Origin of the sequence: Agrobacterium sp., from assembly GCF_032092815.1 — a bacterium.
Taxonomy (GTDB): domain Bacteria; phylum Pseudomonadota; class Alphaproteobacteria; order Rhizobiales; family Rhizobiaceae; genus Agrobacterium.
Map to the genome: position 1 here is coordinate 48,287 of NZ_DAMDBP010000009.1, position 20,259 is coordinate 68,545.

Consider the following 20,259-nt stretch of genomic DNA (forward strand, 5'->3'; position numbering starts at 1 on the left):
GGCCGCCCGGCTGAAATTCAGCTCGGAAGCGACAACAACAAAGGATCGAACCTGTCCTAAATCCAGCATCTATTCAATTCCGGTATAGATATTCAACAATAATCAACTTGGACTTAAATTGATAGTGACGCTATCAGTCAAGGCAGGAGCTGCCCGATACGGGCTGAACATCAAGAGGCGGAGACGATGGATACCTATTCGGCAAAAAACGATCATCTGCAGCGAGGCACTGGTGCAGACAGTATTGCCTGGATCAGGCTTTCATCCATTTTCCTGCCACTCAAAGGCGCGATCAGCGACGCCAAGGTTCTGACAGGCAGACAGAAACCCTTGACCGAAGTGGCATTTCTGTTTGCTGAAATCGAAACCAAACAGGGCCATAGCGGCATTGGTTTCAGTTATTCCAAACGTGCTGGCGGCCCGGGCCAATATGAGCACGCCAAGGAAATCGCCAATGTGCTTCTTGGCGAAGACCCCAATGATATCGGCAAACTCTGGAACAAGCTGTGTTGGGCCGGTGCCTCTGTCGGGCGAAGCGGTCTGGCGGTGCAGGCGATTGCTGCCTTTGACGTGGCACTATGGGACCTGAAAGCCAAACGAGCCGGTTTGCCGCTGGCAAAGCTGCTGGGTGCGCATCGCGATTCCGTCCAGTGCTACAACACGTCAGGTGGTTTTCTGTCATCACCGATCGAGGAAGTTCTCGACAATGTCGAGGCGGCGATCGCCGCCGGCATTGGCGGCATCAAGATCAAGGTTGGCCAGCCTGATATGGTGGCCGACTTGAAGCGGGTTGCTGCTGTGCATGAACGAATTGGCGGGCGCGCTGCAATGATGGTGGACGCCAACCAGCAGTGGGACCGACCGAGCGCCATGCGCTTTGGTCGCCTGATGGAGCCCTATAATCTGACATGGATCGAAGAGCCGCTGGATGCCTATGACGTGGAAGGGCATGCGGCACTTGCTGCACATCTGGATACGCCAATCGCCACCGGTGAAATGCTGGCCAGCGTTCTTGAGCATATTGCCCTCATCCAGAACAACGCAGTTGATTTCATCCAGCCGGATGCGCCGCGTGTTGGCGGTATCACGCAGTTCCTGAAAATCTGCGCGCTGGCCGAAGCCAAAAAACTGCAACTTGCGCCGCATTTTGCCATGGAGATTCACCTGCATCTGGCGGCTGCCTACGAGCTGGAGCCTTGGGTCGAGCATTTTGACTGGCTTGATCCGCTGTTCAATGAACGGCTGGATATCAGGAACGGCCGCATGCTGGTGCCGACCCGTCCAGGTCTTGGTGTCACGCTGTCTGAACAGGCTACGCACTGGACACGGGCCACCGCAGAATTCGGCAAACGGCCATAAGTCAAGGGTTTCAGGCCGTTCCGCGTGCGACGATGTGGAAATCAATGTTGATCATCGCATCCACCGATTTGTCGCCCTCGATCTTTTGCAAGATCGAGCTGGCGGCCTTGGTGCCGATATCGCGACGATCAATGCGCACTGTTGTTAATGGCGGATGCGTATGCGGTGCAAAGTCAAAATCACCGAAACCGACAATGGCAAGTTTGTCCGGCATGCTGCAACCACGCGCATGGGCTTCTGCCAGTGCGCCATGTGCCACCACGTCGGACGAGCAGAAGACGCCAAGTGTTCCTTCTCCGCGATCAAGAAGCTGCGCCATTGCAAGCCGTCCGTCGCGGAAGGTGGAGGGTGAGTTCATTTCCAGCTCAGGCAATTCAACATCGGCGATTCCCTTGAGGCGGTTGACGAAGCCGTCGCGGCGCTGAACGGCGCGCGGGTCGTTGGCGCCAACCTGCGCGTAACGATCATACCCTCTGATCAGCAGATGGTCTGCCACCAATGCGCCAACGGCCGCATGTGAAAAGCCCACTGCGGTATCGAGCGGTGAGGGCGTTGAATCCCAGATTTCGACAATTGGCAAACCGGCACCCGTCAGCATGGCACGGGTTTCCTTGAGGTGGGTGATGCCGGTCAGGATGATGCCATCGGGGCGACGGGCCAAAATGGCGCGGGTCAGTTCCAGTTCCCGGCTGGCATCATAACCGGAAAGACCCAGCAGAAGCTGGTATCCCGCAGAAACGAGTTCGGCATTGAGACCTTCTATGGTCTCGGCGAAAATGGTGCTGGCAACTGACGGGACGATGGCGGCAATCAGCCGTGTCCGCCGTGAGGCGAGCCCACCGGCCAGGAGATTGGGAACGTAACCGGTCTTGGCAATAACGCGCTCTATCGCTTCCAATGTCTTCGGTTTGACCAGGTTTGGTGTGTTGATTGCACGAGATACCGTGACAGGCGACACGCCAGCCAGTTTTGCGATGTCGGCAAGCGTCACCGGTCCGCTTGAGGTGACATGTTTCGTCTTTTCGTATTCGGCCATCGTAACCATTCCTGTTAAAATGATTTACGCTTTCATTTTTGATGTAATCAAGTGTCTGTATGATTTTTTTTGTGGTTTGAGATGTAAAGTACTGATTTTACTTTTTTTAAAAAATATCCAACCTTGGTTGCGAACCGTGATTTTGAATCTATAATGAAAGCGCTTCCATTTCTTCGGGGGAGGATTTCGAAGGGTGGACCTTAATGCTGGCGGGAGGCCAGAAAAGTGGAGGAAATATTATGAAGCTCAAACGTTTCATGACGTTCGCGGCTGTAACAGCTGCTATTTGCGCAGTTGGAATGCAGCCAAGCCATGCTGATGACTATCCATCCAAAACAGTAACTGTGCTTGTTCCCTTTGCGGCTGGCGGCAACACAGATACATTTGGCCGCCTTGTGGCTGAAGAGCTGGACAAGAGGCTGGGACAGCGCTTTATCGTTGAAAACAAGCCGGGTGCCGGTGGCAATATCGGCCTTGGCGATCTGGCAAGGGCGAAGCCGGATGGTTACACGATCGGTATGGGAACGGTCAGTTCCAACGCCATCAACCAGACGCTGTACAAAACCTTGCCCTATGACAAGGAAAAGGGATTTGCACCGATTTCACAGATCGCCAGCCTGCCCAATGTGCTGGTGGTCAATCCTGACAAGATCAAGGCCAATACCGTTGAGGAGTTGATTGCGTTCCTGAAGAGTGAACCCGGTAAGCATACCTATGCGTCGTCGGGTGTTGGTACATCCATTCATCTTGCTGGCGAACTTCTGGCCACAAAGGCTGATATCAAAATCACCCATGTGCCCTACAAGGGCAGCAGCCAAGCCATTCTCGATGTGGTTGCCGGCCATGTGGACATGATGTTCGACAATATCCCGACCGCTGCCCAGCAAGTGAAAGCGGGTAAGGTCAAGGCGCTGGCCGTGACAAGCCTTGAAAAGGCAAACCTGCTGCCTGACGTGCCGACCATGGCAAGCGTCATTCCCGGCTTTGAGGCAACTTCCTGGCACGGCCTGTTTGCCCCTCCCGGTACCCCACCGGAAATCGTCGAGAAACTGAGCAAGGAAGTTCAGGCCATTATCGCTGACCCGGCAATGAAGGCCAAGCTGGAGGCCATGGGTGTAACACCAGTTGGCAACACACCAGCCGAATTCCAGGCTTTCATCGACGCTGAAACAACGAAGTGGGCGGAGGTGATCAAGGCTGCCAACGTGCCGCTGCAGTGATGTCATCTGCCGGCCGGACATCATGTCATCTCCGGTCGGCATATCTTCCACACGCGAGTATCATCCATGCTGAAGATAAGAAACAGCCGCGACTTTTTTGGCGGCGTGACGATGATTGTGACCGGTCTTCTTTTCATCTGGTTCGGTCGGGATCTGGAAACCGGCAATTCCTTTCAGATGGGCCCGGGTTATTTCCCGAAAATGTTGAGCCTGCTTTTGATGGGACTTGGCGTCCTCATTATCGGTCAGTCATTGATGGTCGGGAGTGAGGATGATGAACCCGAGGCCTGGAACTGGAAGGCCTATGGTCTGGTCATCGCAGCGCCAATCGGTTTTGGTCTGGCCCTTTCAGGCCTTGGTCTTGCGCCCACAATGTTCCTGTTGATCGTCTGGGTGGCAACCGCAAGCCGTTATGCCAATTGGCGTCATTCTATCTTTCTGGGTCTGTTTCTGGCGGTCTGTTCGGTGCTGCTTTTTACAAAGCTGCTGTCGCTTCCCGTTAGCGCCTTCGGCCCCTGGATCCCCTTCAGCACAAGCTTTTTCTAAGCCTTGCCAGCCAGCCGCGCAACCGGATTGGATTACACATGGATATCTTTTCAAACCTTTGGCTCGGTGCCTCGACTGCTTTCATGCCGATGAACCTGTTTTATGGTTTCATCGGTTGTCTTCTCGGCACGGCGATTGGCGTGTTGCCCGGACTTGGGCCGACTGCGACCATCGCCATGCTTTTGCCGATCACCTTCGGTCTGCCGCCGGAATCCGCGCTCATCATGCTGGCCGGTATTTTCTATGGTGCGCAATATGGCGGTTCGACAACCGCTGTTCTGATCAACCTGCCGGGTGAAAGCTCATCTGTGGTGGCGGCCATTGACGGTTACCAGATGGCGCGCCAGGGGCGGGCCGGTGCAGCGCTTGCAACTGCTGCACTTGGTTCGTTTTTTGCCGGTACTGTGGCCACAGTCCTGCTTGCCGTGGCCGCGCCACCGCTGGCATCCGTTGCGCTCAAATTCGGACCGGCTGAATATTTCTCATTAATGGTGCTCGGGCTTGTGGCCTCGGTTGCGCTGGCCAGCGGTTCGTTGCTCAAGGCCTTTGCGATGATCCTCTTCGGCCTCATTCTCGGCACCATCGGAACTGATGTCGAAAGTGGCACACCGCGTTACATCTTCGGTATCCCTGAACTTTATGACGGTCTGAACTTCGTTGCCGTCAGCATGGGTATCTTCGGCATTTGCGAAATCCTGCGTAATCTTGAAAACGAGCAGGAACGTTCGGTTGGCGTCAAACGCGTGACGGGACTGATGCTGTCGAGAGAAGATTTCCGGCGGATCTGCGCACCGGTGTTGCGGGGTACGGCGCTTGGGTCATTCCTCGGCGTGTTGCCAGGTGGTGGTGCCATGCTCGCATCCTTTGCCTCTTACGCCGTGGAAAAGCGGATTTCTCCCAACAAGGCCGAATTCGGCAAGGGTGCGATTGAGGGTGTGGCGGCCCCTGAATCTGCCAACAATGCCGGAGCGCAGACCTCTTTCATCCCGATGCTGACGCTTGGCATTCCGGGAAATCCGGTAATGGCGTTGATGGTGGGTGCAATGATCATTCAGGGAATCACACCCGGTCCGAATGTGATTTCGGATGAACCGGCGCTGTTCTGGGGCATGATCGTGTCGATGTGGTCGGGCAATCTGATGCTGGTCATCCTCAACCTACCGCTGATCGGCCTTTGGGTACGCATGCTAACGGTGCCGTATCATGTGTTGTTTCCAGCCATCATCGGTTTCTGTTGCATCGGAGCCTACAGCATCAACAACAGTGTTTTTGACGTGTTCGTCATGGCTGCCTTCAGCGTGATTGGCCTTGCCCTCAGCAAGATGCGGTTTGAACCGGCACCGCTGCTTCTAGGGTTCATTCTTGGGCCAATGCTGGAGGAAAACCTACGCCGCGCCATGCTGATCAGCCATGGTGACCCGACGATTTTTGTGCGCAGTCCGCTCAGCCTGTGCCTGTTGATTTTTGCGGTGGTCGTGCTGGCGCTGGTCGTCTCGCCCAGCATCAGCCGCAAACGCGAAGAGGCATTTACAGAATAACGGATCGTTCCGATCCAGCTTGGGTGCCATCTGGCACGGGAGTTTGAAATGGCAGGCAGAAAAACCTATGAAGAACTGCGCTCGGCACGCTGGATGATGCCGGACGATCAGCGATCTTTCGGGCACCGATCGCGAACCATGCAGATGGGATATGCACCGGAGGATTGGGAAGGCCGCCCGATCATCGCGATCATCAATACATGGTCGGATGCCCAGCCCTGTCACATGCATTTTCGTGAACGGGTGGAGTGGGTCAAGCGCGGCGTGTTGCAATCGGGCGGGTTCCCGATGGAATTGCCAGCGCTTTCCCTGTCTGAAAACTTCGTCAAGCCGACCACGATGTTATACCGCAACATGCTGGCGATGGAGACCGAAGAGCTGTTGCGCTCGCATCCCATTGATGGTGCCGTTCTGATGGGCGGGTGCGACAAGACCACACCAGGCCTTGTGATGGGGGCGGTGTCGATGGGCATTCCCTTTATCTATTTGCCAGCCGGACCGATGTTGCGCGGCAACTATGCGGGCAAAGCACTGGGCTCCGGTACGGATGGTTTCAAATACTGGGATGAGCGGCGCGCTGGCACGATTTCCAAGGAGGAATGGCAAGGTATCGAAGGCGGTATTGCGCGCAGTTATGGTCACTGCATGACCATGGGTACGGCATCGACCATGACGGCAATCGCCGAAGCGATGGGTCTGACACTTCCCGGTGCATCGTCCATTCCGGCAGCTGATGCCAACCACCAGCGCATGTCTGCCAGCTGCGGACGCCGCATCGTCGATATGGTCTGGGAAGACCTGACGCCCGACAAGATCATCACCCCTGCTGCGGTGGACAATGCCGTAACGGTTGCCATGGCAACCGGCTGTTCGACCAATGCCATCATTCACCTGATTGCCATGGCAAGGCGTGCGGGCGTGCCGCTGGAGCTGGATGATCTGGACCGCATCGGCCGCACCACCCCGGTCATTGCCAATATTCGCCCCTCCGGCAGCGCCTATCTGATGGAGGATTTCTTTTACGCTGGTGGTCTGCGCGCCTTGATGAAACAGCTCGGCGACAAACTTGATCCGAACGCGATATGTGTGACCGGCAGACCCTTGGTGGAGGGACTGGATGCGGTCAAGATCTGGAACGAGGACGTTATTCGTCCGCTGTCCAACCCTGTTTATCACGAGGGTTCACTTGCGGTTTTGAAGGGCAATCTTTGCCCGGATGGCGCTGTGATCAAACCGGCGGCCTGTGATGTCAAATTTCACCGGCACAGAGGCCCGGCCTTGGTGGCAGACAGTTATCCTGACTTGAAGAAGATCATTGATGATCCGGACTATCCACTGACGCCAGACACCGTGCTTGTGTTGCGCAATGCCGGACCACAGGGCGGGCCGGGCATGCCGGAATGGGGCATGATCCCCATGCCAAAGGCACTGCTTAAACTGGGTTTGCGGGACATGGTGCGTATTTCGGATGCGCGCATGTCAGGCACCAGCTTTGGTGCCTGCGTTCTGCATGCCTCACCTGAGGCTTTTATTGGCGGGCCGCTCGCCTTGTTGCGAACCGGCGATATCGTGGAGCTCGATATTCCGGCCCGCAGCCTCAACATGCTGGTGTCATCGGAGGAGCTTGAGGCCCGTCGCGCGGCATGGATTGCCCCGGAGCCGCGGTATGAGCGCGGTTATGGTTTCATGTTCACCAAACATATCGAACAGGCAGACAAGGGGTGCGACTTCGATTTCCTGAAAACCGAATTCGGCGCCAAGGTCTCCGAACCTGTCATCAATTGATCGAGCTTTATTGTTTTCAAATGAGGATCCCATGAACCCGGCAACCCGTGAAAAACTGATGGGCGTATCCGTCGCAACTTTGTGCTCGGCGCTCTACAAACGTGGCCTGAAAAACCAGACGATCCAGGATGTGCGCCCGGTGCGGGCCAAGGGTCGTAACATGGTGGGGCCAGCCTTTACGTTGCGCTACATGCCGGCCCGTGAAGACCGCAATCCGATGTCGGTTTTCCGTGATCCGAAACATCCGCAACGTCATGCCATCGAGACCTGCCCAGAGGGGGCAGTGCTGGTGATGGACAGCCGCAAGGATGCCCGTGCTGCCTCTGCCGGTGATATCTTGATCACCCGCTTGATGGTGCGTGGTGGTGCAGGGGTGGTGACCGATGGCGGCTTTCGCGATGCGATGACCATTGGTGAACTGGATATGCCGGCCTATCACAACAGACCATCCAGCCCGACCAACCTGACACTGCATGAAGCGATCGATATCAATGTGCCGATCGGCTGCGGGGACGTGGCTGTTTTCCCCGGAGATATCATGGTGGGCGACGACGACAGTGTCATCGTTATTCCGGCTGAAATTGCTGACGAGATTGCCGATGAGGCTGTCGAGATGACGGCCTATGAAGATTTCGTTACGGAACGGGTCAAGGCAGGCCACACGATCATCGGTCTTTACCCGGCAACAGATGAGAGCAATCTGGCACTGTTTGCCGAATGGAGAAAGACAAACGGGCGGTAAGTCGCGGCCTTTGATGATGGCCTGTGTTTCGGTTAACCGGTCAGGAGGGCAAGACAGGCAGAAATGGTCGCGATGGAAAACACCGTCGACAGCAGGACCACCCGTCCGGTGAGATTGGCCTCCCGGTTATAAAACTCTGCCAGCATGAAGGGGCCGGTGCCGGTTGGAAGCGCTGCCAGCAAAACGGCTGTGTGCGTGGCAACCGGTGGCAGCCCAATTATCAGGCCCGCAATGATCCAGGTTATTGCGGGCTGGATGACCAGTTTCAGGGTGACGAGAATGCCGGTGGTCGAAAAATGTTCGCGTTTTTCGGTCGGTTGCATACCCGCCAGAAAAAGCCCAAGCGTGATGAGGGCGCAGGGCGATGCAGCGCCGCCAAGCAGTTTCAGGAAGGTATGGACGGTTTCTGGCATATGCCAGCCGCTCATCAGCACGACAGCGCCTAATACAGGTGAAATCAGCAGAGGATTTTTGGCCAGCGATAGCGCGGTTTTTGCGGCGATCTTACTGCGTTGTGTTCCGGATTGAAGTCCGCTTTCGATCAGCACAAGCGCGATGGCAAACAGAACACAAACGGTGATGATCGTTGCAATCAGCGTTGGTGCCATGCCGGTTTCGCCGATCAGCGACAGGATCAGCGGAAAGCCGATAAAACCTGTGTTTGCGTAGCTGGCATTCAATCCGTCAATAACCGCATCGGGCAAGGCTTGGCCTTTCGCCAAGCGCCAGGCCAGTGTGGCGCCAAAGATGATGGCGCAACCCAGTGCAAAAGCCAGGGTAAAATGCGGTTGCCATATCTCCTCTATCTTGGCGTTGGCCATGATGTCGAACAGCAGAGTTGGCAGTGCAAGATAAACAACAAGACGGTTGATTTCGCGGGTCGCGTTTGGGCCGAGTGCGCCGCTTTTACGGGCGATCCATCCGGCAAGGATCAGGGCGAATACAGGTGCGACGATGAGAAGATTGGCTAGCATGGTTTTGGGGCTCGGGGAAATGTCGAGCTTGGCTTACGCCGATCAATCGATATAATCCAATGTCATTCAAATCAGTAATTGATGCATTGAAGGTATCGAATGGACACTCGCCATATGCAGTATTTCATGGCGCTTGCCGAAACCCTGCATTTTGGTCGGGCGGCGGCACGCATGAACATGAGCCAACCGCCGTTCAGCCGGCAGATTGCGTCGATTGAAAAGACGCTTGGGGTGACATTGTTTGAAAGAAACTCCCGCAATGTTGCCTTGACCCCGGCGGGCAAACATTTTCTGGAGGATTGCCGCACCATCCTTGCCGGTTTTGATGCGGCGTGCCGCGATGTGCGACTTGTTGCAAGCGGCATGAAAGGCGAGCTGCGACTGGCCTTCATGATGCACGCGGCCCATGGCGTGGTGCCGTCGCTGGTCAGACTTTATTCGCAATCACGGCCCGATATTCGCTTGATCCTCGAAGAGCGTATTCCAACCGATATTGATCGACTATTGACCGAGGGCAGGCTTGATGTGGCAGTGACCTTCCGCCCTATCCATGCGCCGCATCTGCGCGTGATGTCGCTGGCACGGGATCGTTTGCAATTGATTGCTCCTGCGGGGCATCGCTTTGAGCGCTGCGTGTCGATCCGGCCGCAGAATCTGGCAAGTGAACGGCTGATAACCGCACCGGCCTCTGTTGCGCCAACTCTAAGAACAGCGATCGGCATCTATTGCGCCACTGCCGGTGTTGTACCGAATTTTGCGTTCGAGCCCCATCTGCAGCACACGATCATTCGTCTCGTTGCAGAGGGATTGGGTGTAGGCCTGATCCCGCAATCTCTCTGCCGGGAGCTTGGCGAGACTGTCGTTTCGCGGCCGCTGGAAAATGCTCCGGAATTTGATGTCGTTCTATGCGCGCCGGCCTCGGTCGATAATCCCGCCGTAGCGCATCTGTTCGACATCGCAGCCACCCAGATGGCTGGTGGGGAGAAAAGTTGAAGGGCAGCTCTCCCATGAAACTGAGCCGGCTTAACAAGCGGATATCCTTGATAAGAGCCTGATTGGCTTTGCATATCGTCGCCACTCTTTTATGAGTGGTGCCTTCGGCAAAACCGGATGAATTGCTTGTCGAATGTTCGCGAAAAGGAGCTTGTTATGATTGAAAGAATTGGTCTGACGGACCGCTGGAGCGATGCGGTTGTTGTTGGAAACCTGATTTTCCTGTCCGGCCATGTGGCGGAGAAGACCAGAGGTCAGTCCGTGAAGATCCAGACGGAAGAGGTGCTTTTGGATATGGAAGACACGTTGGCCAAGGCCGGTGTTACCAAGGACAATCTGGTCAGCGTCAATATCTATCTGGCTGACATGTCCGGCTTTGATGAGATGAATGAAGCCTGGGATGCCTGGGTTTCAAAAGGGCATGCGCCGGCGCGTGCAACGGTCGAAGCACGTCTCGCTTATCCTGATTTCCTCGTCGAGATGACGGCAATCGCTGCGAAATAAGCGACGATCAAGGGCTTACCCAGCGATGGTCACCTGGGTTCGCCCGTTATGAAAACCGAGTTTCTCGGAAATCTCGTTGGCGGCTTTCAAAAGGCTTTCGAGATAGGCGGTGCGGTTGCGCAACCCGTCTTCGCGCGGCGCGACCAGGCACAGGGTGGCAATGCAAGCGCCGTCGGCCTGGAAGATCGGTACCGCAAAGCAGTGGGTGAAATTTTCCACTTCACTGTTGAAGGTGAAAAAGCCGTCATGGCTGGCCTGACGGACCTGGGCAATGAATTCAGCCGGGTCCATGCGTCGGCCATTGGGCAGAACGAAGTCTTCCGGGGGGATCAGATCAAGGATCTGCTGATCGCTCAGATGCGAGACAAGCAGACGGCCAGACGCGGTCCAGACGATGGAAACCAGTTCACCGACATTGGACGAAATGCGGAACGGGCGAATGCCCTCGCGCATCATGGCCACAGTATATTTGCGGCCTTCGAGCAGACACATCTGCGCTGTCTCGCGGGTTTCTTCCGCCAGACGCACCAGCATGCGGTCACATTCACGCATCAGGTCGAACTGTTCGGCATAGGCTGTGCCGAGGAAATAGAGGCGACGGCCGAGATAAACGCGGCCATCCTCTCCTTCATAGTCAAGCATGCCGTGGCGCAGCAGCAGGTTGATCAGCTCATAGACTGACGAGCGTGGTGCGCCGATTTCCGAGGCGATCTCGTTTGGCCGCATGGGTTGCCGCTTCACGCGCAGAAACTCGAGGATCTCGAAAGCGCGATCCAGTCCCCTTGTGCGTCGCGATACCGTATCGGCTGCCGCCTCGGTCATGCTGTTCTCCAAATCTTGTCAGGCGCGGTCGGCCCGGTAAGCAATGCAGTCGACTTCTACCTTGCAATCGACCATCATACTTGACTGAACACAAGCGCGTGCTGGTGGGTTGGCGCCGAAGTATTCTGCGTAAACGCCGTTGAAGCTCCAGAAGTCGCGCGGATCGTCAAGCCAGACGCCAACACGGACCACGTCTTCCACGCCGTAACCGGCCTCATGCAGGATGGCAATCAGATTTTCGATTGCCTTGCGGGTCTCGGCGACAATTCCGCCGCGGACGATTTCACCATTTTCCATCGGCACCTGGCCGGAAACATGCAGCCAGCCATTGGCTTCAACAGCCCGGGCGAAGGGAAGGGGCTGTCCGCCTGCACCGGTTTCACCCGCACCGTAACGCTTGATAGTCATTGCATTCTCTCTTTTCTTTTAGTTGAAGCTGGATGTCTTGAGGAATTCGGCAAGCCGTTCGGTTTTCGGCTTGATGAACATTTCTTTCGGATCGCCTTCTTCGCAGATGACGCCCTGATTCATGAAAATCACCCGGCTGGACACTTCATAGGCGAAGCGCATTTCATGGGTCACGAGCAGCATGCTCATGCCGTCGGCCGCCAGCCCCTTGATCACTTGCAGCACCTCGCCGACAAGTTCTGGGTCGAGTGCCGAGGTCACTTCGTCAAACAACATCAATTGTGGTGACATGGCGATGGCGCGGGCAATGGCAACACGTTGCTGCTGGCCGCCTGAGAGCTGGCCGGGATAATGGCCGCCACGTGAACCAAGACCGACGCGATCCAGCCATTTTTCACCAATGGCGCGGGCCTCGTCGCGGCTCATTTTCTTGACCTTGATCAGGCCCAGCATGACGTTTTGCAGAGCGGTCATGTGCGGGAAAAGGTTGAACTGCTGGAAGGCCATACCCGTCATGGCGCGCTGGCGGGCAATTTCCTTTTCGCTTTTGCGCTTGCGGGTTGTGCCGGAATATTCGTAGCCGATTTCTTCGCCGCCCAGCCGGATATGGCCGCCCTGGAATTCCTCCAGCATGTTGATGCAACGAAGCATCGTTGTCTTGCCGGAGCCGGAAGAACCGATGATCGAGATCACCTCACCTTCACGCATGGTGGTATCGACGCCTTTCAAGACTTCGACCGGACCATATTGCTTTCGCAGACCCTGAATTTCGAGAAGTACCTTGCTCATGAGATGCAGCCTCAGGACGGGACAGCGGTCTTGCGCTCGACGTATTTTCCGAAGCGCTCGATGCTGTAGTTGATGACGAAATAGAGAAGCCCGGCGAAGAAATAAAATTGCAGGCTCATGAAATTGCGGGAGATGATTTCCTGTGTGCGCAGCAGAAGCTCAGCGACACCGATGACCGACAGCAGGGTCGAGGCCTTGACCATCTCGGCGGCTGTGTTGACCCAGGCTGGCAGGAACTGCCGGAGCGCCTGCGGCCAGAGCACATAGGCAAAGGTCTGGTTGAATGTCAGGCCAATGGCCTTGGCAGCTTCCGTCTGGCCCTTGGGAATGGCCTGCAGGCCGCCACGGACAATCTCGCCGACATGGGAGGAACAGAAAATCGCAAGTGCGAAGACACCGGCCTGGAACGGACCAAGCTCGATACCCACGGCCGACAGAACGTAATAACTGGCCAGAACCAGCACCAGGACCGGCGTGCCACGGATGAAATCGGTGTAGGCACGCACGAAAAAGCGCAGCACGCGATTGCCATAGACAAGCGACAGACCAACCAGAACACCCAGCACCGAACCGGCGAGGATGGCCAGAAGCGAGATCGATACGGTGACACCGAGCCCCTTGAGGATGACGTAACGGGCCAGCCAGACCTGATCGAAGAAAGTGGAAAAATCCATCATGGCACTACCTCGGAACAGCCAGGCGCCGCTCGACAGCACGCATCAGCGCGGCGAGCACAAAGCAGGTGGTGACGTAAAGACCGGATGCGACGATCCAGGTTTCGACAATGCGGAATGTCTCCACATTGATCTTGCGCGCTTCGAAGGTCAGTTCCGGCACGGCGATTGCTGCGGCAAGCGATGTGTCCTTGAACAGCGAAATGATCGTCGACGACAAGGAGGGCAGCACGTTGCGGAACATCAGCGGCGCAATGATCGATACGCGGATTTGCATTGGCGTCAGGCCGATGGCGAGACCGGCTTCGGTCAGTCCACGCGGGATGGACAAGAGACCTGCGCGAAATACCTCGGCCAGATAGGCACCGGAATAGATTGCCAGAACGGCAATGAAACTTTCGATCTTGCCAAGCCGCACACCAAGCTGAGGAAGTGCGAAATAGGCAAACAGCACCAGCACCAGAATGGGCAGGTTGCGGATGATCGTGACATAGGTCGCGGCCGGCGCCCTGACCCAACCGCTCTTCGACGTCAGTGCGAAGGCGACAAGCAGGCCGATCAGCGCACCGATCAGAATGGAAACGAAAGCAAGGCCGAGGCTGAGCAGCAGACCTTCAAGAAGCTGGTCGAAGCTGCGCCATACGGCGGCAAAATTGAGCGAATAGCCCATGGCGTCATCCTGCCATAGTAGAAGTGGGAAGGACGAAGGGCACTACCCTTCGTCCGTATGAGAAAGCCTGCGGCTTACTTGTATTCGACCGGGAAGCCGATCTGTGGCGGAGCCAGTTCCTTGCCGAACCATGTCTTGTAGGACTGTGCGTAGAAGTCGAATTCCACACCGGTCATGGCTTCATGCAGGGCAGTGTTGACGAAGTTCAGCCAATCCTGGTCACCACGCTTGACGCCGCAGGCATAGGTCTGTGGGTTCCAGCCGTAACCGGCATCCTTATAGCGACCCTGGTTCTGGGTCATGTACCAGGCAAGCGAAGACTGGTCGGTGGCAGCGGCGTCGGAGCGGCCGGATTCCAGTGCCTGATAGATCAGGTCGACGGATTCGTACTGGTCAACATTGGCTTCCGGCAGAGCCGCATGAACCATGGCTTCAGCGTAGACGTTCTGCAGCACCGAGATGGTGACGGAAGAACCGGCCGCCTTCAGGGCTTCGTAATCGGCATATTTGCCGTCAGCCTTCAGCATGAGGCCCACGCCTTCACGGTAATAAGGAATGGTGAAGGCGATCTGCTGGGCGCGTTCGCCGGTTACCGTCATGAACTGGCAGGTCAGGTCCACCTTGTTGGTGGTGATGTTTGGAATGCGGGCGTCAGACGACTGGTTGACATATTCGATCTTGTCCGGGTCACCAAACAGCGCCTTGGCGACGATGCGGCCCATATCAACGTCGAAACCCTGCAGCTTGTCGTCGGCGCTCTTGAAGTGCCAAGGCGCATTGGTGCTGCCAGTGCCGAGAACGAGGTGGCCACGCGCAAGAACTTCATCAAGCTTGCTGCCGTCGGCGAGAACCGGGGTGGTGGACAGGAAGGTGGCGGCGACCAGCGACATGATGCCGGTGCGGAAAGAAATGGTCATGGCGTTCCCCTATGAACTGAGCGCTTCTTTGTATTCCAATATATCGGACATGTGTCTGTTTTATTGGATTGACATATGAAGTATCATCGGAGATGTATTGTCAATAGGTATAGCCGATAATTGGTGCAGCGCCGCAAAGTGACACATTTTGCGGCATGACAGTTTTCGTTAACATTGAGGAACTTATGCCCTTCTCACCTGATGATATCGACCTCGCCAACACCCCAGCCGTTCTGATTGACCTTGATATCGCCAAGGCCAATATCGAGCGTTTCCAGTCCTATGCGGATAGCCATGGATTGCGTGTTCGACCGCATATCAAAACGCACAAGCTGCCGGCTGTTGCCGAGATGCAGCTTGCTGCCGGTGCGATCGGTGTGACCTGCCAGAAGGTGTCGGAAGCGGAAGCGATGATTGCAGGAAGTACTGAGATCACTGACGTGCTGATCACCTACAACATCATTGGGGCAGAAAAGGCCGAGCACCTCAAGGCGCTGGCTCGCAAGGTGAAACTGTCGGTGGTCGCAGACAGTGTGGCTATCGTGGATGGGCTTTCTGCTGCATTTCACGATGAAGCCCAGCCACTCGCCGTTCTTGTCGAATGCGATACCGGTGCAAACCGTTGTGGTGTTCTTTCACCCGAGGCTGCAGAGCAACTGGCCGCGCATATTCACGCTGCGCCAGGTTTGGTGTTTGGCGGTTTGATGACTTACCCGCCAGCCGGTGGTGAGGCGGGCGTTGAACGTTTCATGGCAGATGCCAAGGCGCGTATCGAAGCAAGGGGTATCGATGTTCCTGTTATTACCTCCGGCGGTACACCTTCGATGATGCATGCCGCCGATGCACCGGTAACAACGGAATATCGTCCAGGCACCTATGTCTATAATGACCGGTCGCTGGTTGCGCGTGGTGTATGCGGTTGGGATGATTGCGCGTTGAATGTGCTTGCCACCGTTGTGTCGGTGCCTGCACCAAACCGCGCCATCATCGATGCCGGTTCCAAGGCGCTGACCTCTGACCTGTTGGGTCTGGCCGGATATGGCCATGTGCTGGGTCGTGATGACATTACCATCGACCAGTTGTCCGAAGAACATGGCCGTCTGGTCAGCAGCGGAGACATCAATCTTTCCGTCGGCCAAAAGATCAGGATTGTGCCAAACCACGCTTGCGTGGTGACCAATCTTGTCGATGCGGTTTTCGTGACCGGTGCCGGTCTGAACGGTGTTGAAAAATGGCCCGTTGCGGCCCGCGGCAAGATCGTCTGATCCAGCCTGCTAATAACTGACGGTGACGACGACGGTATCGGTGTAATTGCCCGGTGCCGGCGTCGGTTGCGCCGGGACGCGACCATATACGGTCACATTTTGCGATGCCCCGCTTCCCGTGCCAGTCACCACCTGTCCGGCTGTACTTCCCCAGACATTGGATCGCGCTGCATCCCGATAAAGCCCATAGAGAATTGAGGAACCTCCCAAGACCATCTGGCGGGCTGCTGGTGGACTGCCGGTCAAGCCGCCATTGAGGGCAATGCTATAGGCAAGATTGGCGGTGCAGGTCAGGGTGATTGTTCCTGTGGCATCCACCGCGTTGCTGAGCACACCCTGATTGCCGAAATTGATTGGCTGCGCAGACACCAGACAGGTTGGTTCCACCGCCGCCGTGACATTGAATGGTACCAGAGTGGGGTTTTGGGTCACATCTGCGCAATTTGGCGCCAGCAATGTGTAGGTTGTGTAGGTGAAGCTGGTCTGGGCACCTGCAAAACTGGAGAGGTAGATGCCTCTGGCCGCAGAAGCCTGCGACGCCAGAATCCGGCCGTAAACGGTGCGGCTGGCGGTTCCCAGCAGTGGTGGAAGGATTGGCAATAGAAGATCGATCGGTGGTGGTGAGCCAAGCGCAGGCTGCGTGGTGGATCCCCAGGAGGTCGTTCGCCCGGCATTCTGGTACAATTGGTAATTCAGTATGTTGCTGCCCTGAAGCATGCGTCGGATGCCGCTGGATTGCCCACCGCTGCCTGCATTGATGTTGGGGCATATGCGCACCGATAGACCCTGCGCCAACGGGTTTGTGCAGGTCACGTTCAGTGTTGCCGTTGTGTCCACCGCGCTGCCGCTTGCCAGATTGACGAAGCCGAAATTCATGTCTGTCATGGTGAAGGTGCAGGTTTGTGCCAACACTGGAAAGGCAAACAGGAAAGCGGCAATCGCAAGGGCTGCACGGCGCAAATTCATCATTGAACGCTCCTGCATGTGGCTTCAAGGGTGGTGCGTGTTTCCGCAGATGGTCCCAGAACAAGCTGTGCTTCGCAGTCACCTCTCGTGGGCTGCATAATGAGCAGGCGGTGTTTGTCGCTGACATTTTCAAGGTAGGCCTGCCCGTCATAGCCCACCACGAAACTGTTCTCCTCGTTGCCGTCGATCGTGCCTGTCGATCCGGTTTCGACAACCTCGCCGTTTTCGTCCTTCAAGGTCAGTAATGCGACACGCCCACCGGTTTTCACCTTGAAATCAACGACAGCGCCGCCGCCCTCGGTTGGAATGACGGTCTGTTTCGTTCTTTCGATATGGGCATCAACCGGGAGATTGCTTGGATCAAGCGTGATTGTGTTGGCATCATAGGACCTGAGGTTCGGAAGCAATATCTTGCCACGGCGATTGGTCTGGCCGATTGGGCGATTTTCCAGCGAGATTTCGACGCCCGGCGCACCGGCATCAACGACGGCAAAGGCGTCATCAATCCGGTTGCCGACAAACACATCGCCACCTGCAAGGGCTATCGATCCATCCATTTGCACAAAGGCCTGTGTGCTGCCGTTAAACTGGTCGACACCTGCGGCCACACGGGCAAGACTGCCACGGTAGCTGCCGGAGGCGGACACGACGTTGCTGTTGCCGCGCGAGCCACGCAATCGCCAGCCAAAACTGCCATCCGTCTGATGTTCGGGTTTGGCGATGTCCGCTGAGACGGAATATCCCTCCTCATTGGATGAAAATCCGGCAGAGCTGGAAATGCCGTTGCCGAATGTCCAGGAAAGCCCGGCGAATATGCCGTAGGATCCCTTGTCTTCCAAATCCTTGTAGGCGGTGATGAAGATGTTGCCATTTTCACCAATCTGCCGTGTTGCAGAAAGGCCGAGCAGCCGGGATTTTCTGTCGTCGAAGGTTTCAAGCTGCGTGTAGGAAAAATTCAGGCTCGTCTTGTCGAAACTGAGCTGGGTGGAGGCTGAAATCTGATCCAGTGCGCGGGGTGGCCGTGCGTTGAACATGCCTGGTGTCGTTGCGTGTTTTGATCTGGTTGCAGCAACAGACGCCAGGTCGCGATAATCGCCAAAAGCGCGCTGCGAGCGCGCAAACAACTGCACGCCAAGCAGTTCTGCTTCGACACTTGCTGAAAACTGGTAACCGCTTTCGTCCCGAAAACGGCTGGTCGAACCCGATACGGTTCCAAGCCCCAGTGAACCGAGCGTGAAGACGTCGCCAAGGCCGACATTGTAGAATTCTTCACCGCCTTCGGCATGGCCTTCCAGTGTGAGCTTGTCGGAAAGCCCGTAGCGCAGCGTTGCCGATCCCATCAGGTTCTCGTCATAATCGAACGATGAGATGCCGTAGTCGTTGCGGGCAAAGCCAAGCTCGGCAGAAAAATCAACCAGCCCTGTGGCCAGCAAATCTGACGAGGCAAAAAACGGTGTTTCCGAGACTGTTTCACGGCCCAGTGCATCGCGCACCACCAGTCTGGCATTGCCCGCGCCGCTGACCACGGGCAAGTTGGTGATGGAAAACGGTCCTTCTGGAACATCCTGCGACAGGCGGCGAACATTGTCGACATAGACATCGACCGTCGATGGCACCGCTGCGGAGCCGCTGAATTCCGGCATGGGCATCGTCACGATGTCGGGTCGCAGATCGAAGTTGCGCCGGATCTGCAATCCGCCGAGGCGCGTTGGCCGTGTCCAGGCAAGTCCACCAGTGATCAAGTCTCCGGCCCGGTACGTTGTCAGCGTCTCTTCATCGGAATAGCTCCATGTGGTTTCCAGACGTTTGGTATCGAACTGCTCAATCTGGGACGTGCTCAGCACATGAGAGGATGACAAGGTACCGAATGGGCCGAAAACACGGCCCTCCAGCAAGGCGGAGAAGCCATTGAATTCGGCAATGTCCGTCCAGCTGTTGCCACCGGATGATCCATAAAGCGTGTAGTTCACCAGACCTCCCAAATGGCTTGTGGCCTTGTCTTTCGGCTCGTCGGTCTCTTGTTGTTCGGCCTTGCCGGATACGTCGATAACCTTGCTGGCCCGCGCCTCCATGGACAACGTGAAATAGATCGATTGGCTCGCCTCGTCATACCGGGCGGTTACGTCAGGCAGTTTGGAAATATCGATCTAGCCATCATCAGCAACAGCAGATTCAACCGGTGTAATTCCGACGTTTTTCAATTGAACCGGCTCGATGAAAAATGTGCCGGTGCCGTTTTGACGAAATCTGGCGATCAGTTCAGTCGAGACATCGTTGATGTAGACTTCGAGCTGCAACTCTTTCACCTCCTCTGCGGCAAAAGAGGTCGGTGAGGCTTCAGGAGGTAATTCCTCAGCCATGGACAAACTGCTCGATGAAAAGAGTACCAGACCTGCAATCGTCAAAACGGCAATTTTATCCGCCGGTGACGCGCGCCGTCGCATTGACAGGGCCGCCTTCGCTGTCTGCAGAAATCTTTAATGTGCCGCTGGCTCGTTTGCCGCCAGTCGCCGGTATCAACCAGCTTGCTCCGGATTTGCCGAGTACATAACCCACCAGTCCCTGCTGCAGGGCAATCGCTTGCCCATTGCTGCTGAGCAGCTTGAGATTTGCGATGCGCAGCCGTTTGCTGCCCTTGTTGGAAACGGTGACCTGATAGGCATTGCCTTTCGGCGTCACAGACCATGCGGGTTGCGCGTCGTTGGCATTTTCGGGTGAGATGAACACCGGTATTGAATGACGTACGACCAGTTTGACCGTACCAGATTGCGCTTTGCTTCGCGGCGGCAGTTCATCCACCATCACCCGGTAGCTTTCCTCCGCTTTGACAGGTGTCTTGGAAAGGCGCACGATGCGAATGAGGTTTTCAGCGCCGGGCTTGAGCTGGGTTATTGGCGGGCTGGCTACAACATCCTCTGCAGTCGTGAGCACATCTGCGCCATTTTGCTGGGTCCAGCGAAAAATCCGCACCTGAACATTGATCGGCGCTTTCGCATCATTTCGGATGCGAAGATTGGATGTCGCTGCCGGTGCCTTGAGATCAAGGATCAC

Annotated in this window: 21 protein-coding genes; 9 read left to right on the forward strand and 12 right to left on the reverse strand. The window is 56.2% G+C overall.

The genetic code is table 11. From position 1 onward, the window contains the following. Positions 1 to 186 precede the first annotated feature (186 nt). Complete coding sequence (locus RT613_RS07190; protein ID WP_313614127.1) at positions 187 to 1,359, forward strand: L-talarate/galactarate dehydratase; 1,173 nt, start codon at positions 187 to 189, stop codon at positions 1,357 to 1,359. Positions 1,360 to 1,369: 10 nt separating this feature from the next. Here the strand turns inward: RT613_RS07190 and RT613_RS07195 are convergent, their stop codons facing one another. Next, positions 1,370 to 2,395 carry a LacI family DNA-binding transcriptional regulator gene (locus tag RT613_RS07195; RefSeq protein WP_313614129.1) on the reverse strand — a complete coding sequence of 342 codons (1,026 nt, stop codon included), beginning with the start codon at positions 2,393 to 2,395 and terminating at the stop codon, positions 1,370 to 1,372. A gap of 239 nt (positions 2,396 to 2,634) precedes the next feature. Here RT613_RS07195 and RT613_RS07200 point away from each other — a divergent pair, with 239 nt between their 5' ends. The 5 genes from RT613_RS07200 (at position 2,635) to RT613_RS07220 (ending at position 8,226) form a co-directional block, all read left to right on the forward strand. Then, the gene (locus RT613_RS07200) at positions 2,635 to 3,615 is read left to right on the forward strand and encodes a tripartite tricarboxylate transporter substrate binding protein (protein WP_313614131.1); all 981 of its coding nucleotides are present in this window, start codon (positions 2,635 to 2,637) and stop codon (positions 3,613 to 3,615) included. Between the two features lie 66 nt (positions 3,616 to 3,681). Further along, positions 3,682 to 4,161, forward strand: a complete 480-nt coding sequence (locus RT613_RS07205) for a tripartite tricarboxylate transporter TctB family protein (RefSeq protein ID WP_313614133.1) — start codon at positions 3,682 to 3,684, stop codon at positions 4,159 to 4,161. A gap of 38 nt (positions 4,162 to 4,199) precedes the next feature. Beyond that, positions 4,200 to 5,699: a tripartite tricarboxylate transporter permease gene (locus tag RT613_RS07210; protein ID WP_313614135.1), complete on the forward strand. Its 1,500-nt coding sequence runs from the start codon at positions 4,200 to 4,202 to the stop codon at positions 5,697 to 5,699. Between the two features lie 48 nt (positions 5,700 to 5,747). After that, a complete protein-coding gene (gene araD / locus RT613_RS07215; RefSeq protein WP_313614137.1) occupies positions 5,748 to 7,484 on the forward strand; it encodes an L-arabinonate dehydratase in 1,737 nt (578 codons plus the stop codon). A gap of 31 nt (positions 7,485 to 7,515) precedes the next feature. Then, the gene (locus RT613_RS07220) at positions 7,516 to 8,226 is read left to right on the forward strand and encodes a ribonuclease activity regulator RraA (protein WP_313614139.1); all 711 of its coding nucleotides are present in this window, start codon (positions 7,516 to 7,518) and stop codon (positions 8,224 to 8,226) included. A 32-nt stretch (positions 8,227 to 8,258) separates the two neighbouring features. Here RT613_RS07220 and RT613_RS07225 read toward each other — a convergent pair whose 3' ends face one another. Continuing rightward, entirely contained in the window at positions 8,259 to 9,200 is a 942-nt protein-coding gene (locus tag RT613_RS07225) for an AEC family transporter (RefSeq protein ID WP_313614141.1), read from the reverse strand. Between the two features lie 99 nt (positions 9,201 to 9,299). Between RT613_RS07225 and RT613_RS07230 the strand changes: the two genes are divergently transcribed. Together RT613_RS07230 and RT613_RS07235 are read left to right on the forward strand one after the other, a co-directional pair. Beyond that, positions 9,300 to 10,193, forward strand: a complete 894-nt coding sequence (locus tag RT613_RS07230) for a LysR family transcriptional regulator (protein WP_313614143.1) — start codon at positions 9,300 to 9,302, stop codon at positions 10,191 to 10,193. A gap of 156 nt (positions 10,194 to 10,349) precedes the next feature. Then, positions 10,350 to 10,697, forward strand: coding sequence for a RidA family protein (locus tag RT613_RS07235; RefSeq protein ID WP_313614145.1), 348 nt, complete (start codon positions 10,350 to 10,352; stop codon positions 10,695 to 10,697). 15 nt (positions 10,698 to 10,712) lie between these two features. Here RT613_RS07235 and RT613_RS07240 read toward each other — a convergent pair whose 3' ends face one another. The 6 genes from RT613_RS07240 to RT613_RS07265 form a co-directional block, all read right to left on the reverse strand. Next, on the reverse strand, positions 10,713 to 11,519 hold the full coding sequence (locus RT613_RS07240) for an IclR family transcriptional regulator (RefSeq protein ID WP_313614147.1): 807 nt from the start codon (positions 11,517 to 11,519) through the stop codon (positions 10,713 to 10,715). Positions 11,520 to 11,537: 18 nt separating this feature from the next. Further along, positions 11,538 to 11,927: a RidA family protein gene (locus tag RT613_RS07245; RefSeq protein WP_313614149.1), complete on the reverse strand. Its 390-nt coding sequence runs from the start codon at positions 11,925 to 11,927 to the stop codon at positions 11,538 to 11,540. Positions 11,928 to 11,945: 18 nt separating this feature from the next. Next, complete coding sequence (locus tag RT613_RS07250; RefSeq protein ID WP_313614151.1) at positions 11,946 to 12,716, reverse strand: amino acid ABC transporter ATP-binding protein; 771 nt, start codon at positions 12,714 to 12,716, stop codon at positions 11,946 to 11,948. A gap of 11 nt (positions 12,717 to 12,727) precedes the next feature. Next, entirely contained in the window at positions 12,728 to 13,393 is a 666-nt protein-coding gene (locus RT613_RS07255) for an amino acid ABC transporter permease (protein ID WP_313614152.1), read from the reverse strand. Positions 13,394 to 13,397: 4 nt separating this feature from the next. Further along, entirely contained in the window at positions 13,398 to 14,060 is a 663-nt protein-coding gene (locus RT613_RS07260; protein WP_313614154.1) for an amino acid ABC transporter permease, read from the reverse strand. Positions 14,061 to 14,134: 74 nt separating this feature from the next. Then, complete coding sequence (locus RT613_RS07265) at positions 14,135 to 14,977, reverse strand: transporter substrate-binding domain-containing protein (protein WP_313614156.1); 843 nt, start codon at positions 14,975 to 14,977, stop codon at positions 14,135 to 14,137. A gap of 185 nt (positions 14,978 to 15,162) precedes the next feature. On the opposite strand from RT613_RS07265, the gene RT613_RS07270 reads away from it, so the two are divergent. Continuing rightward, positions 15,163 to 16,242, forward strand: coding sequence for a D-TA family PLP-dependent enzyme (locus tag RT613_RS07270; protein WP_313614158.1), 1,080 nt, complete (start codon positions 15,163 to 15,165; stop codon positions 16,240 to 16,242). Between the two features lie 9 nt (positions 16,243 to 16,251). Here the strand turns inward: RT613_RS07270 and RT613_RS07275 are convergent, their stop codons facing one another. From RT613_RS07275 to RT613_RS07290, 4 genes are all read right to left on the reverse strand, one after another. Next, positions 16,252 to 17,211, reverse strand: coding sequence for a spore coat protein U domain-containing protein (locus RT613_RS07275; RefSeq protein ID WP_313614160.1), 960 nt, complete (start codon positions 17,209 to 17,211; stop codon positions 16,252 to 16,254). Next, a complete protein-coding gene (locus RT613_RS07280) occupies positions 17,208 to 19,280 on the reverse strand; it encodes a fimbria/pilus outer membrane usher protein (protein ID WP_313614162.1) in 2,073 nt (690 codons plus the stop codon). The genes RT613_RS07275 and RT613_RS07280 overlap by 4 nt, the downstream gene beginning before the upstream one ends. Positions 19,281 to 19,355: 75 nt before the next feature. Beyond that, positions 19,356 to 19,613 carry a hypothetical protein gene (locus tag RT613_RS07285; RefSeq protein ID WP_313614163.1) on the reverse strand — a complete coding sequence of 86 codons (258 nt, stop codon included), beginning with the start codon at positions 19,611 to 19,613 and terminating at the stop codon, positions 19,356 to 19,358. A 10-nt stretch (positions 19,614 to 19,623) separates the two neighbouring features. Further along, positions 19,624 to 20,259: a molecular chaperone gene (locus RT613_RS07290; RefSeq protein WP_313614164.1), complete on the reverse strand. Its 636-nt coding sequence runs from the start codon at positions 20,257 to 20,259 to the stop codon at positions 19,624 to 19,626.

Bases quoted from the DNA above. Each gene is read 5' to 3' on its own strand.
- RT613_RS07230 (WP_313614143.1), top strand. From the start codon at position 9,300: ATGGACACTCGCCATATGCAGTATTTCATGGCGCTTGCCGAAACCCTG.
- RT613_RS07190 (WP_313614127.1), top strand. From the start codon at position 187: ATGGATACCTATTCGGCAAAAAACGATCATCTGCAGCGAGGCACTGGT.
- RT613_RS07225 (WP_313614141.1), bottom strand. From the start codon at position 9,200: ATGCTAGCCAATCTTCTCATCGTCGCACCTGTATTCGCCCTGATCCTT.
- RT613_RS07265 (WP_313614156.1), bottom strand. From the start codon at position 14,977: ATGACCATTTCTTTCCGCACCGGCATCATGTCGCTGGTCGCCGCCACC.
- RT613_RS07260 (WP_313614154.1), bottom strand. From the start codon at position 14,060: ATGGGCTATTCGCTCAATTTTGCCGCCGTATGGCGCAGCTTCGACCAG.
- RT613_RS07255 (WP_313614152.1), bottom strand. From the start codon at position 13,393: ATGATGGATTTTTCCACTTTCTTCGATCAGGTCTGGCTGGCCCGTTAC.
- RT613_RS07270 (WP_313614158.1), top strand. From the start codon at position 15,163: ATGCCCTTCTCACCTGATGATATCGACCTCGCCAACACCCCAGCCGTT.
- RT613_RS07240 (WP_313614147.1), bottom strand. From the start codon at position 11,519: ATGACCGAGGCGGCAGCCGATACGGTATCGCGACGCACAAGGGGACTG.
- RT613_RS07195 (WP_313614129.1), bottom strand. From the start codon at position 2,395: ATGGCCGAATACGAAAAGACGAAACATGTCACCTCAAGCGGACCGGTG.
- RT613_RS07245 (WP_313614149.1), bottom strand. From the start codon at position 11,927: ATGACTATCAAGCGTTACGGTGCGGGTGAAACCGGTGCAGGCGGACAG.
- RT613_RS07275 (WP_313614160.1), bottom strand. From the start codon at position 17,211: ATGATGAATTTGCGCCGTGCAGCCCTTGCGATTGCCGCTTTCCTGTTT.
- RT613_RS07250 (WP_313614151.1), bottom strand. From the start codon at position 12,716: ATGAGCAAGGTACTTCTCGAAATTCAGGGTCTGCGAAAGCAATATGGT.
- araD (WP_313614137.1), top strand. From the start codon at position 5,748: ATGGCAGGCAGAAAAACCTATGAAGAACTGCGCTCGGCACGCTGGATG.
- RT613_RS07205 (WP_313614133.1), top strand. From the start codon at position 3,682: ATGCTGAAGATAAGAAACAGCCGCGACTTTTTTGGCGGCGTGACGATG.
- RT613_RS07280 (WP_313614162.1), bottom strand. From the start codon at position 19,280: ATGGAGGCGCGGGCCAGCAAGGTTATCGACGTATCCGGCAAGGCCGAA.
- RT613_RS07200 (WP_313614131.1), top strand. From the start codon at position 2,635: ATGAAGCTCAAACGTTTCATGACGTTCGCGGCTGTAACAGCTGCTATT.
- RT613_RS07235 (WP_313614145.1), top strand. From the start codon at position 10,350: ATGATTGAAAGAATTGGTCTGACGGACCGCTGGAGCGATGCGGTTGTT.
- RT613_RS07210 (WP_313614135.1), top strand. From the start codon at position 4,200: ATGGATATCTTTTCAAACCTTTGGCTCGGTGCCTCGACTGCTTTCATG.
- RT613_RS07220 (WP_313614139.1), top strand. From the start codon at position 7,516: ATGAACCCGGCAACCCGTGAAAAACTGATGGGCGTATCCGTCGCAACT.